Raw genomic sequence first — 13,543 nt, 5'->3', positions numbered from 1 at the left:
GGGCCTTTCCATCCCAAAGTTCTTTCTAGGTAGTTTCCAAGGCTTACCCTGCGCTCTGCATGGTTGGGGCTTTGATTTTTAGGGGGGAATGGCTTATAATTATTTACGGTCAAAAAATTTCCAGACTTCATGGGCTATCTCTATATCGCCATTTTGCTCTTTTACCGCCAATTTGAACAGACTGCCATAGCGTTCTGCCTTGCTAGGTTCGGTATGCCCGCCGCCAAGCACCTCGTAAAAGGCTACCTCCGTGTTATTGGTGCCATTGTGGTACAGGTATTTGGTTATCGTACAATTATCAGTGGTATCGGTATCTTCAATGGCACTTGTTATTGGTGTTGTTTCGGTGCTATTTCTATTTATCCAATACTGGACTGTTTCCGCTGCGGAATGTACTTCACCGCGATTACCTAACATGGTCCCACCTTCATAGGGAAGAATAGGGTCTGCTGTTCCGTTTACAATAAGGGCGGAAATAGGAGTGGTCCCATTTGCACATTTTGTATTCAGTGGTTTTGCCGCGGCTATAGCCGCAAATGCCGTAAGTTTTTCGGGCAATTCCTGGGCCAGCCGAAAGGCCATCTGACCACCGTTCGATGTGCCCATGACGAAAACCCTATCTGGATTGGCTTGATATTCGGTTAAAACAAAATCAATTAAAGTGCTGGCAAAGAGCACGTCGTTGGAAGTGGGGTTGCCTTGCGAGTCGCTTCTACAATCATTCCAGCCGTTATCACCGGTGCTACCTTTGGAACCGTTGGGTACAACGAGTATGATGTTTTCTTGCTCCGCGATATTGAGCCAAATTTTGTAGGGCGCGGTAACGTTCGTCAGTCCTAGAATTTCATCATTGTTACTTTTGTTTCCATGCAAGAGCATAACGACAGGAGCGTTGAGCGGATTTTCTGGAAGGTACAAGTGATACGTTCTGGTTTCTCCGGAAATTGATATGGCCCTGTTTTCGAACAATCCTTGTTCGGAAGCGGAATCGGTCCCCGGGTCGAAGGTTTCGTTTGAGCTGCATCCTAAAGTGAGTAGCAGCAACACATAAACGACAGCTACTTTCATAGGTAGTGTTTTTGGTTATGATCACTATACCATAAAAACGCTGTTTGGACCTTTTTATTGGTCTGAGGCCCTGATACAACGACCAATGGCTCCGAGTTGCGGTTTTGCAATAGTTTTACGGGAAAAGTTTTAGATAGGGGGATATTAGGGGTTTTTTCTCGCTGGCGTTACACCAGCGCTAGTACATTCCTGCGGTCTTCATACCCGGTTTCTTCAAAATTGTTTAAGCGTAAGGCCCCAATACTTTCATTAGAATTTTATAGAGGTGTTTTTGAAGTTCTTTTTTGCGTGTACCTACCTTTCAGTGGCAAGCGTTCTTCAGACTTGAGGAAGCGATAATTTCAAGGATAGCGCAGTAATTGGTAAATATCGTCTTTCCAAAAACAATTTGGCAAGGGTTGCCAAGGGATATGGCAGACTAGGTTTTTTTAATACTTCCATTTACGAATAACAGCTTCTCCGAACAATTCGTTCAATATTTCCTCACACCATGCTTCAACCTTTTCCTGTCCTGTTTCTGGATGGAACAAATCGGATTGGCAGGAAATTAAACAACCTTTTAGATAATCGCTCGCGTTACTAAAAAGTTTGGAGATATAAGGTTTTGTATCGTGATCGAAATAATAGATTTCATGCGTTTTACTATGAAAACAAAACATATTTCCATTTCCTAAGTAGTCACTAAAAGAAACAAGAAATGGTAAAACCTCCTTATCCTCTTTGCTGAAATCAGGTCCATATTGTGGTGCGTCTTTCCAAATATCCCCGACCCAACCCATTTCATTTAAACCCTGTAACTGTTCCCCGATTTTAGCAATACCAAATTTTGCGTAAAATAATTTTAATGGGATGGGTAGCTCTGTTTGGAGTTTTTTTTCCAAAGCTTCGATCGCTTCTTGTGAAATGGGAACCTTGGGTTTGTTGTTCCAATTATCGGCAAATTCGGTTATGATATATTCTGTTTTTTCCGACCACTGTGCATCACCGATTTTTTGAAAAGGAACGATGATTTCTGATTTTTCTTTTATTTCTAGCATTTTGTCCGAATTATCGTCGTTAGTTTGGCGGCGATGAATATCCAAGTTAGGAAATTTTTGTTTCCAAGTTGGATCATGAGCGGTATGGGGCGATGATTTTTCTGTCTTCATAAAAATACACAAACCTTTGCATGCAGCCTACGGCCCGTATTGTTTTAGCTTGCGCCATCAGCAGAACTGTTTATTACAACCCTTTTTGCGGAGATTTCGTTTAGACTTTTTCCCCCGAACTGTCGGGAGGCTGAAAAATTGCCCCGTTACCCCTTTTTTATCTTTTCCCCTTGTAGCCCGCTGTGAAACTCATAAAAGTATTCAAAAATCCTAAAAATGACTTTCCGAAGCCATTAGGGTCGCTTCAGCCTAAAACGTCTAAATGCGTTCATCGTTAAGAACGATTGTTTTGGTTTAATTTGAAAAAACCTTTCAAATAGTATTTGTAAACATAACCCCAAGGAATTATCAATAGGTTTAGAACTATTCCGGCAATACAAACACGTAAAAATGATTCTAAGCTAGTATCCAAGGCGCTGTTTTTTAGAGCGGGTAAATAGGTTCCGATAATCCAGGCGCTTTTGTATAGCAGTTGTAATAAAAGTATTGGAATCATTTTTAAAGGAAACCTTACTCCCAATAAGTTCAATAATGAAAAAGCGGCCCAAAAACTTATGCTAACTCCCGTTAACGTATCCATTTGCTCTATTGGGAAAAGAATTGTTGCCCAATTGTCAAATGCTAAACTGATGAAGTTCAGAAAAAATAATCCTCGCATAATGTGCAATCTCCATTTAGGGGGATTTACAACTGCAACGGTATTATTCAACTCCTTTTTTCCAATATTCTGTAGTGATTCCATGGTTTGATCGACAATTAAAGTTTATCATTCTTATGGAAAGACGTTTGTTTTTGGATACAGGTTGCCTGAAATGTGTTTTTTTGGAATTTCAAATAGCGGTTCCACCGTATTTCGGATGGGAAATGGGCATTCAGAAGGTTTCCAATGATGCGATACTAGGGTGAAATTTACCTAACGGATAATTCCGTAATTGGGTTACTAGAGCTGTTATTGGCGATAGGTATTATGGGCAAGTGGTAACAGGATTTCCGCAAATTTGTTCTGATTTGACCCAGCCGACAAGGCTTTTACATTCTATTTTAATCCATTCGCAGTACGCTTCTTTTATTTTAAAGGTGTGCTGTTCCCCTATCAATTCACCTACCATGTTTTTACTATTGGGTTTGTCGTACACCCTTACATCGTGGGTTACCGTTGCCCCTACGATAGAGTTATGGATCCACCCTTCAAAATTGGATATGTCAATTCCGTCGACTCCCGTAACTGTATTGATTTTCATCCAACCGTCTTTCATGTCAATGACATTAAGCATATAGCCATAACTATGTTTGTTATTGAGTTTTAAAATGATAGTTCCTTGTGGGTCGGCCCTGATATTTGAAAAATCATCATTGTCCTCAGTGAACACCTCAAAGGGTTCAATGTTACACTTTTCCTTGTTTTCTTGTGAAAAAGAAACCTTGTAAAATGAAACAAACAGTAGTAATACAAATACCTTTGTCATATACATTCTTCTTGAATTACCATAAATGATATCGTTTGTATGGTATACGGATTGAATTTAGTGAACTTTCGATAAAACACCGTGCAAAACAGGTATTTCGTTTTCGTGAACGACCATAATAATGTAGGCAATGTTATTATAGTTTTGATCGTGAACAGTATGGGAGTACGCTTTACACAAAATGGGATTGAACGGAAAGAGAAAATACCGGTTGACTTCGAAAGACTGTATTTGCACTTTTGCAGGAGGCATTTCTGCCGCAGTTTTATCGTTCAAATTCGGTTGTGAACCCATCTGCGGCCAAATCATCGTCAATTTTTAAAGTAGTGCCATTCATTAGAACGATGACACCTCTTTCTACATCATCTATAAAAAGGATTTCGGTTTCGTTATTTTGGACAATTTGAATGTTATATGTTCCGCTGTCCAGCCCGGCGTAAACATCTTCTGGTCCGGTTGTAACAATAGTGTTCTCGACAACTAAAGTGGTATTTTCCAGATCAAAATTCCAAACAACATCACCTAAACTATAATCAATATTTATGCCTTGTAGGCCGCCACGTACATTTTTCAGGTTCCAAACCCCATTTAGCGTTTCAGTTTGATCTGAATCAGCATCGCTGTTACAGTTTGTGAAAAGGCACACGCTCAAAATCAGTAACAGCCCCATTTTTTTTACATCCATAATTTTCAAGTTATATAGCAATAGGTGAACAAATTCAAAAACGGTTGCGTAAAATTACCATAAACGATGGCGTCATTGGAATATAATAAATTTAAGAGAAAGGGATTACAATCTGTAAAATCCTTATTAGCCGTTTCATTTATTTATCAAATCAATCTTTTCATTGACCTTGTCTATGAAAGGGTGTAAATAAGTAGGTACATTACCTTTATCCAAGTCAATTCTCCAGCTTTTTGCATTTTCATTTTCCGAATATTGAACAAACAAACCACCACCATCCGTACAATCCGGACATCCAAACACGGTTTCCCTTTCAGTTAGAAGTTGATTCGGAAAAAAGGCGACTAAATTTTTGACTTGGTCAAACGTGTCATTTTCCAATTCGATGAATTCCAAATTTTGTCCCGAATAATCGTCAATGGTATCTTCAAACAATTTGCTATCGGTCAGCTTAAAAGTTTCCACACAATCCTCTCCAGAGCATTCACCGAAGAAATGTCCAAAAATCAAAAAATTCTGTTCGTTTAGGATGATGTTGTTATCCTCATTTGAACAAGAGGTGACAATTACGCTTAAGGACAATAGTAAAATAGCGTTTTTCATGATTTTGTTGTACCTGTCTGTACTTTAGATACAATTTATAGGAAATGGTTGTGTCAAAATATTTTGAAGGTCTTATGTAGGGGCGGTAGAGGATTGCTATCCATAGTACTTTATGTTTTGAAAGACATTTGTTTTCTGATGCTCTTTAATTTCTTTCATTAAAATCACCCATGTTTTTATACGTTTTTGGAAGTGGTTATTATCCTTTTCACTTCCATTAAGAGTGATTCTGGCGCATTGTATTCAGGGTTTGTGCGATATAATGATACTTCATTTTGAATTTTCTCGATCGCATCGATCAGGGAGGTGTTTTTAAGGTTTGTTGTGAAGAGCAAATGGTCCGGTAGTATCAACCCCTTTTTAATGGAACTGTCTACTTTTTTACGACACCGACATGGATTTTTGGCGTTTACGATTCCACAGTTTCTGTTTAGGAAATTGTGCAGGTTCTTTTTTGAACGGGATAGTCTTTTTCTAAAATTTTCCGGGGTGATTTCAAAAATTGCCGCTCCTTCGGCGCTATTGAACTCCAAAATCTCTCCGATAATATAGGTCAAACGACTCTCATGATTTAAACATTGCAACATTCCGTTGGAACAGCCAATTTTTGCTTCTTGAATCAATAAGTTCTGTTCTGCTTTGTTATTCGTGTAATCGATCGATTCGGAAAGCCCTTGCCTTAACTGTATTTCATATTCGTTGAAACGAACCGAATTCGTAATCTTTTTCTTTTTGAAATTGATCAGGGTGTTGGTCGAAAGACTATAGACCCAAGTGGTAAAAGCACTTTTATGGTTAAAACTACTCAAATTGGTAATTACCTTTATCAGAATATCCTGGGTAGCGTCTTTGGCATCATCGGGGTGCCAAAGCATTCTGACGGCCAAATTATAGATCAAGTCTTGGATCTGTACCACTACTTCTTCCAGGGCTTTTTTATCTCCCGTTACCGCCTTTTTTACAAGTGTTTCCACGTTATTCATTTCTATAAATATAGGCTATTGTTATTCCTGTTGCGACCGTGGCCAAGATGTCCAAAATTCCGGATATGAACATGGGCTTTGGTGGAATTGCCGCCCAACCCGCAATGATCAAATGACCTGCCAAAAAAGTAGCTCCACCGATCAAAAGCCCCCAACCGATCCCTTTTTTTATCCATCTGGCATCCAAAGCAAAGTACTTGTAACCAATTACCATCAACACCGTTAGCATAAAATATCCGCTTAAAAGGGAGGGCATTTCCAACCCATCTTCTGCGGTTCGGAGGGTGCCTTTGAACATCGGGTTTAAAAGCGGGTTTAGAACAAACAGGGCAACCAGGGTCGCGACCACATTGTTCACAATAAAACCAAGAATTACGCTTAAAGTAAATTTTTTCATGACTATTTTTCTTCTAGTATTCGTTTGAGTATGTTCAATTCGTCCTGCATGTCGGGTAAGGCTTTGTTTTTCCATACGTCATCGGGCATACCTTTTGGCCGGGCAAGCGTGAAATTATAGACATTCGTATTGCTGTCGATTTCGATCAGGCGGGTATGGATCGGTTTGCCTTCTCCTAGATGGATGTCTAAAATTCCGGTTTTATAATCTGATTTTATGTGCATGGGAAGCTTGCCGAAAGGTAAAACGGCAATAGTTTTTCCATCAATTTCTTCAATATCCCGGAAAAAATGAATTGCCCATTCTTTTTGGTTTATAGGCGTAGCCAAGTATTCAAATGCTCTGTCATATGGGCAGTGTAGCGTTACCGATAAGGTTATAATGTTTCGTAATACCGTTTCCATGAATTTTGTCTTTTTAAGTGTTTATGTTCTACTTGTTTAGACAGTATTGGAATTACCGGTGTGACGGAAATTTGCGTTTTTTTCTTTTGCGGACTGCTGGCGATGTGAAAAGAGGGGACGGCAAGACTTTTGATTTTCCCTGGATAATGGTCAACGTTTATTGTTCACAGTCGCGAAACCGATTTCGTAGCTATTCATATGCCTTTTCGGTCTTTTTATTAACGGTTAACGTGTTTTTCCATAGGTTTCTAAGCTGACACCTGAGGCGGCTAAATTGAACACGTGAAAGGGAAATTCGGAGAGTTTTCGAATTGGGATAGCCATCCGGTCAAATGAATTGCAACCCGCGTGTTCGCTAGTTTTTTGTCACTTGAAGGTTGAATTGTGACTCCATTAAAAGAAACAGCGTTTTTTCTTCCGTTTTCGAAATGGTTATGGGCCATTCCCAGGACGGTTTGTCCGCTTCTTTTTCTGTCCAGTCTACAACGGTAACTTTTAATTTCGAAGGGTCAAACCTCCAAAAAGCGTTCTTCATTTGCTGACTAATGTCCTCTAAGTCAATATCAATGTTGAAGTGTCCGTCCTTTTTAAATTCAAATGTAGCATCATTGAAGGCGGCTTTTAGCGTGTCAATGTATTGTTGCTGCTCTTTAGATACGTTTGAGAAGTTAGTTGTCACATCTTCAACTTTCCAAGTTCCCGTTAATTCAAGTTCGTTTATATTTTGGCTAAATGAAGTAGCACACATTACTAAAAAGAGCAAAGTGAATTTCAGTGTCATAATCATGATAATTAGGTGCTATAGTATAGGATATTAAAGGTAACTGCTTTCTGCATAATTTTTCGTTTTGTAACCGATTTTTATTTAGTGAACTTGTTTAGATTTTTTTAATTGGCTAGAAAATTACCCTTTACCGCCCTTTCTTTTCCTGTCGTTATCCTCCAAGAAACTTAAAAAAGTCTTCAACAGGGTTTTAAATGGCTTCTCGAAGCATCCTTGAGTATAAAAAGTCTAAATGGGTTCATTTTATAACCTCAATATCATTAAAAAATTCGATTAATTTTTCTGCGGTTACATGCTGTTGTTCGGTTAAATCGATTTCCGCGGTCCCATCTGTCAATAATTTACCCAAATAGCCAAATTGAGAGTGATTTCCGCCTTTTATTTCTGTTAAATAGGAGTTTTTTGGCAGCTTGTTTTTATTTTCCATAACTTCTGAAACACTGGCTAATCCGTCCAATTCCGCATAAAGTTTTATGGTCGGCAAAATTCTGTTCGATAAATCAAAATCTCTGGGATGTGAGGTGCCCAATAAGAAAAGCCCTTTCATCAATTCGGGATTTTCATAAACGAATTGAGATGCCATTTTTGCTCCCTGCGAATGTCCGCCAAGGATATAATTTCTATTTTTTAAATTGAACATAGTCTCAATTTTTTTATAGTCCCATTGCGGCATTCTCCAATCCATTTTGATGAGATGACAGGTAAATCCGTTTTCCGCTATCTTTCGGCAAAGCGGTGCATAGGCTTTAGGGTCCGTCAATCCACCCTGAAAAAAAATCACCTGATTTTTATAATTTGAATTTTTTGATAAAAACACTATTTCATCACCCGATTCTTCGATAGTAATTTCACCATTGTTATCGAAGGTATTTTCTGGTAAATTTCTGGACTGATAGGTAGTTCCCTGCCAAACAAAAAATAACGTAACAATACCAAACCATATCAGTCTAAAAATATTCCGTTTTTTCATAAATTCATATTCAAAGCGTGATTCCCATTCCAACTCTTGAAAATGAGGGATAGGTAGGATTTGCCAGTTTTTTAAAAGCTAAATCAATACTAAAATAGCCGCTTTATCGATTTCAATTTAACTCAAGGTGATACAACTGTTTGACCATGACTTCGGTTTGGGAAATTCGGTAGTCTAGACGCTTCGGGGTATCGCTTATCCAATAATGCAGGTAAAATATAGAATTTTTTTGTCGTAGATAGGAGCGCGCTAAAGTACAGCCATCTTTATTGTGTGCGGTTACTTTTTGGTTTCATTTTCTATAGCGATCAATTTCAATTCTTTATTGTAGGATTCAATTCTTGAATATGCAGTTCCGTCAACTAACAGAATAACGGTCAACAAAGCAATTGATGTAATACTAATTGCACGCCAAGTTGGTGTATTTATAAACAGGATCAATAATGCCGCCACAATAATTAGGCTTGGTACTACCTTAAATACAACAGTGTATTCTTTTAAAGTACTTTCCGAACGTTCAATTTCTGACGAAAAGAAACTGGTTGCATTGGTATGGTATGCTTTTTCAAATTGGGTGATTCTTGACTTGTTGGTGTAAAACAAACCTAGTCCAATTGACATAAGCAATAAACCTGCTACCAATGTTGGAATAATATATGCCTTGGCCAAATCTGTTTTGGCCAACTGCCAAAATCCGGTGCTTGCGATTAAAAACAATACGGCAAAAAAGATGAAGAAACGTGTTGAGAAGACTTCTGATTTTGCCCATTCCGTAGCTAACTTTAATACATCCATCGTTTATTTTTTATGTCACTTAACGGTTTGGTCGTGATTTGGGGCCAAGAAATCAAGCTAGCTTAAATATAATCAATTTCAGGAAAGAGCCGAGCCGTTAGAAGTCTGAACTATAGCGGATCTGCTTGGTCGTATCTAACGTTTAGGTTAAAATGCGCGGTGGGCTCACAAAGGTTTAGTTATGGTTCGGTTCAGAAAATCCCACAAAATTTTTCAATTATCGAATGAAGCTGGTTGATACTATAGATTTTTCTTTTCGGTAGTAAGGGGCACCGTGTTATAGCTATTAGGGGCAGATGACAACCTTTTTTGGAAATGAAAAAGCCGAGGTTTTACCTCGGCTATCTTCTTTGTACTCGAGGCGGGACTTGAACCCGCACGGCCCAAAGGCCATTGGATTTTAAGTCCAACGTGTCTACCAATTCCACCACTCGAGCCTTACTGCCAAAACGTTTCTAACACAAAGAGTGCATTAGCGGTTCCACGGCAATACAACGCGCAACTTGGTTACGGTATGAACGAAAAAAAACGCCGACATGCAGCGTTTTTTTGGAGCGAAAAAAGGGATTCGAACCCTCGACCCCCACCTTGGCAAGGTGATGCTCTACCCCTGAGCTACTTTCGCATAGGTACTGAAAATTTTAAAAGAACATCGTTCTTGTCGAACGCGGTGACAAATTTAATACATTTCTCTAAAAGGCAAAGCAATTTTCGCTAAAAAAGCGGCCTTAACAATTTCATGACGGTTTTGGGCGCGGCCGACCTTATACCATTTCTGATATTAGCTACTGGCCTTTTTGTTTTTGCTGAGCAAGCGTTTGATCTCGTTCAGCTTCATAAGCGCCTCCACCGGTGTTAAGGTATCGATATCCAAATGGGTGATGTCTTCCTTTATCCGTTCCAATAAGGGGTCGTCCAAATTAAAAAAGCTCAATTGCATTTCGTTCTGTGCCGATTGCAGTTTTTCGGTCAATTCTTCATTGGAATGCGATTGTTCCAGTTTTTGCAGCATTCTGTTGGCTTTTCGGATAACCTGTTGCGGCATACCCGCCATTTTCGCTACATGGATACCAAAACTGTGGGCACTGCCCCCTGGGGTGAGCTTTCGAAGAAAAAGAACATTGTCTTTCAGTTCCTTTACCGAAACATTGTAGTTTTTAATGCGCTCAAAAGTCCCTTCCATGTCATTGAGTTCATGGTAATGTGTGGCGAACAAGGTTTTGGCCCTGGCCGGGTGCTCGTGCAAGTATTCCGAAATGGCCCACGCAATGGAAATACCGTCATAGGTGCTGGTACCGCGCCCGATTTCGTCCAGCAATACCAAACTTCGTTCACTGAGGTTGTTCAAGATGGAAGCGGTCTCGTTCATTTCAACCATAAAGGTCGATTCCCCCATGGAAATATTATCACTGGCCCCGACACGAGTGAAAATTTTATCCACATAGCCGATATCCGCTGCATCGGCAGGAATAAAGCTCCCCATTTGCGCCAATAGCACGATCAATGCCGTTTGCCGTAAAATGGCCGATTTACCACTCATGTTGGGCCCCGTGATCATAATGATCTGCTGTTCGTCCCGATCGAGCAATACATCGTTGGCAATATAGGCCTCCCCGATAGGCAATTGCTTTTCGATTACCGGATGGCGACCGTTCTTGATATCTATTTTTGTAGAATCGTTCATGGTCGGTGCCACATAGTTGTTTTCGTTGGCCAATTGTGCGAATCCCGCCAAGCAATCGAGTTGGGCGATGACATGTGCATTTTTCTGTACCGGGGCGATATATTCTTGCATCCACACCACCAGTTGCGAAAAAAGCTGTTGTTCCAAACTTAAGATACGTTCTTCGGCACCCAAAATTTTAGCTTCGTACTCTTTTAGTTCTTCCGTAATGTAACGCTCCGCGTTTACCAGGGTCTGTTTGCGTATCCATTCCTCCGGAACCTTGTCCCTATGGGTGTTCCGTACCTCAATATAATATCCGAATACGTTGTTCGAGGCAATTTTAAGGGAACTTATGCCGGTGCGCTCGGTTTCCCGCTGTAGCATCTTGTCCAAATAATCCTTTCCGGAGAAGGCGAGCTGTCGCAACTCGTCCAGTTCGGCGGAGTAGCCTTCGGCAATCGTTTTTCCTTTGGGGATTTGTACAGGTGCCGCTTCATCCAACATTTCCGAAATCTTGGAACGCAAGGCCTCACAGGAATGGAGTTGGTCGGAAAGCAGTACCAATGAAGCGTTCCCTGTTGCTGCGGTATGTGTTTTTATGGGTGTTACGGCCTCTAGGGAATTTTTGAGCAGTACCGTTTCTTTAGGGTTGATCTTGCCCGTGGCCACTTTGGAAATGAGGCGTTCCAGGTCGCCCATCTGTCCGATTCCCTGAAATAATTTTTGAAGACTTTCCGGTGTTTCGGTCAAATAGGCTACCGCCTGATGTCGCAGTTTGATCTTGGCCGTTTTTTTAAGGGGTAGGGCCAACCATCGTTTTAAGAGCCGCCCTCCCATGGGGGAGCGTGTTTTATCGATAACATCCAAAAGCGTTACGGCGTTGGTATTGGTCGAATGATAGAGCTCCAGGTTTCGGATGGTAAAGCGGTCCATCCAAACATATTCCTCTTCCGCTATTCGTTGCACCCTTGCAATATGGTGCAATTGTCGGTGCTGCGTTTCGGAAAGGTAATGGAGTACAACCCCACAGGCGACAATTCCCAAATGTAAATGATCGATGCCAAACCCTTTTAAAGAGCCGGTCTTAAAATGGCTCATGAGCGTTTCCCGGGCATAGTCGTCCTGAAAGACCCAATCCTCCACAAAAAAGGTATGGAACTGGTGGCCGAACGTACTTAAAAAATCCTTTTTGTGGTGCTTGGATACCAGTACTTCGTTCGGTCCAAAATTTTGGAGCAATTTATCCAATTGCTCCGGACTTCCTTCAGCGGTAAGAAACTCGCCGGTTGAAATATCAACGAACGATATGCCCAAAATAGACCTTCCAAAATGTACCGCACATAGAAAGTTGTTCGATTTGGCCTGAAGAATGTCGTCGTTCAGGGCCACTCCGGGAGTAACGAGTTCCGTCACCCCTCTTTTTACGATCGTTTTGGTCATTTTGGGGTCTTCCAACTGGTCGCAAATGGCGACCCGTTGCCCGGCCTTTACCAATTTTGGTAAATAGGTGTTGAGCGAATGATGGGGAAAGCCTGCCAATTCGGTCCTGTCGCCACCGTTGTTCCGGTGGGTCAAAATGATGCCCAATATTTTGGCCGCCTTTACCGCATCCTCCCCGAAGGTTTCGTAAAAATCCCCGACCCGAAACAACAACAAGGCATCAGGATACTTTGTTTTGATGGTGTTGTACTGCTGCATCAAAGGGGTGACCTTCTTTTTTTTTGCTGATTTTCCCAAGGCGATTCAAAAACGATTTATACTGCAAGAAAAATAAAAACCGAAAATACCGTTTTTGACACCGAAACAACAACATTGTTGATACAATGGGGATAACTTTTGGAAGTTCAAGTGTCAAGTTCAAAAGCAAATACAAAAATCAAACACAAACACAAACACAAACACAAACACAAACACAAACACAAACACAAACGCAAACACCTACGTCGAATGCAAATACAAAATGGTATTGGTCAGTAACGCTTTCGAAAGCGCTTCGACAGCCTGACAGTTGGATTTCTTTTTGGCCGTACCGCCAAATGACGAACGTTCTGTCAGTCCGAGCCTGTCGAGGACCGTGGGGAAGGTTCAAGTGTCAAGTTAAAACTCAAATGTCAAACTCAAATCCAAATCCAAATCCAAAGTTAGAAGAATACACCACTAATTACTTTTACCAATCACTCATTGTTCATTGCTAATTGTTGATTGAAAAAGGACCGCTTTGCTGAAGGATGAAAGACCGCTGCGCTGAAAGAACAAAGACAAAAGACAAGTACAAGTGTCAAATTCAAATATCAAATTCAAACTTCGCCACCATATACTTTTTACTTACCACTACAAACTGCCATCCATTCACTGTTCATTGAAAAAGGACCGCTTCGCTGAAGGAGCAAGGAGAAAAGACAAATTCAAGTTCAAGTGTCAAGTTCAAGTGTCAAGTGTCAAGTTCAAATTCAAAAATCAAACACAAACGAACAACTGATTACTCATTACTTTGTACTCAATAGTGTCCGGTTAATGTAATAGTAATCTTTGTAAAGACCTTAAAAATATACAAGTTACGGCCGTTCTTTGATT

At 40.4% G+C, this 13,543-nt stretch carries 13 protein-coding genes and 2 tRNA genes; all 15 read right to left on the bottom strand.

Translation table 11 applies throughout. The features are described from left to right. Positions 1-99 precede the first annotated feature (99 nt). Positions 100-1,068: an alpha/beta hydrolase family esterase gene (locus tag ACRD7P_RS06075; RefSeq protein ID WP_430906631.1), complete on the bottom strand. Its 969-nt coding sequence runs from the start codon at positions 1,066-1,068 to the stop codon at positions 100-102. Positions 1,069-1,496: 428 nt separating this feature from the next. Continuing rightward, entirely contained in the window at positions 1,497-2,216 is a 720-nt protein-coding gene (locus ACRD7P_RS06070) for an SMI1/KNR4 family protein (RefSeq protein WP_430906630.1), read from the bottom strand. Between the two features lie 274 nt (positions 2,217-2,490). Further along, the gene (locus ACRD7P_RS06065; protein ID WP_430906629.1) at positions 2,491-2,958 is read right to left on the bottom strand and encodes a hypothetical protein; all 468 of its coding nucleotides are present in this window, start codon (positions 2,956-2,958) and stop codon (positions 2,491-2,493) included. Positions 2,959-3,181: 223 nt separating this feature from the next. After that, entirely contained in the window at positions 3,182-3,682 is a 501-nt protein-coding gene (locus ACRD7P_RS06060) for a hypothetical protein (RefSeq protein ID WP_430906628.1), read from the bottom strand. Between the two features lie 265 nt (positions 3,683-3,947). Beyond that, a complete protein-coding gene (locus ACRD7P_RS06055) occupies positions 3,948-4,367 on the bottom strand; it encodes a hypothetical protein (RefSeq protein ID WP_430906626.1) in 420 nt (139 codons plus the stop codon). A 135-nt stretch (positions 4,368-4,502) separates the two neighbouring features. Further along, positions 4,503-4,970 carry a hypothetical protein gene (locus ACRD7P_RS06050; RefSeq protein ID WP_430906624.1) on the bottom strand — a complete coding sequence of 156 codons (468 nt, stop codon included), beginning with the start codon at positions 4,968-4,970 and terminating at the stop codon, positions 4,503-4,505. 176 nt (positions 4,971-5,146) lie between these two features. Then, positions 5,147-5,944 carry an RNA polymerase sigma factor gene (locus tag ACRD7P_RS06045; RefSeq protein ID WP_430906623.1) on the bottom strand — a complete coding sequence of 266 codons (798 nt, stop codon included), beginning with the start codon at positions 5,942-5,944 and terminating at the stop codon, positions 5,147-5,149. A 1-nt stretch (position 5,945) separates the two neighbouring features. After that, positions 5,946-6,350 (bottom strand): hypothetical protein, encoded by a 405-nt coding sequence (locus tag ACRD7P_RS06040; RefSeq protein ID WP_430906621.1) that lies wholly within the window; start codon positions 6,348-6,350, stop codon positions 5,946-5,948. Between the two features lie 2 nt (positions 6,351-6,352). Next, positions 6,353-6,754, bottom strand: coding sequence for a hypothetical protein (locus ACRD7P_RS06035; protein ID WP_430906620.1), 402 nt, complete (start codon positions 6,752-6,754; stop codon positions 6,353-6,355). A gap of 355 nt (positions 6,755-7,109) precedes the next feature. Then, positions 7,110-7,541, bottom strand: a complete 432-nt coding sequence (locus tag ACRD7P_RS06030) for a hypothetical protein (RefSeq protein WP_430906619.1) — start codon at positions 7,539-7,541, stop codon at positions 7,110-7,112. Between the two features lie 235 nt (positions 7,542-7,776). Continuing rightward, positions 7,777-8,508, bottom strand: coding sequence for an alpha/beta hydrolase (locus ACRD7P_RS06025; RefSeq protein ID WP_430906618.1), 732 nt, complete (start codon positions 8,506-8,508; stop codon positions 7,777-7,779). A 279-nt stretch (positions 8,509-8,787) separates the two neighbouring features. Then, positions 8,788-9,303: a hypothetical protein gene (locus ACRD7P_RS06020; RefSeq protein ID WP_430906617.1), complete on the bottom strand. Its 516-nt coding sequence runs from the start codon at positions 9,301-9,303 to the stop codon at positions 8,788-8,790. A 353-nt stretch (positions 9,304-9,656) separates the two neighbouring features. Continuing rightward, positions 9,657-9,740: transfer RNA gene (locus ACRD7P_RS06015), tRNA-Leu, on the bottom strand. Between the two features lie 113 nt (positions 9,741-9,853). After that, positions 9,854-9,928, bottom strand: a tRNA-Gly gene (locus tag ACRD7P_RS06010). 156 nt (positions 9,929-10,084) lie between these two features. After that, positions 10,085-12,667, bottom strand: coding sequence for a DNA mismatch repair protein MutS (gene mutS, locus ACRD7P_RS06005; RefSeq protein ID WP_430906795.1), 2,583 nt, complete (start codon positions 12,665-12,667; stop codon positions 10,085-10,087). Between the last annotated feature and the right edge of the window lie 876 nt (positions 12,668-13,543).

The sequence above is a fragment of the Maribacter sp. 2-571 genome (genome assembly GCF_050589625.1).
In the GTDB taxonomy this organism is placed as follows: domain Bacteria; phylum Bacteroidota; class Bacteroidia; order Flavobacteriales; family Flavobacteriaceae; genus Pelagihabitans.
Note: the sequence above shows the minus strand (reverse complement) of the source record. Positions and strands in the feature narration are given on the sequence as shown.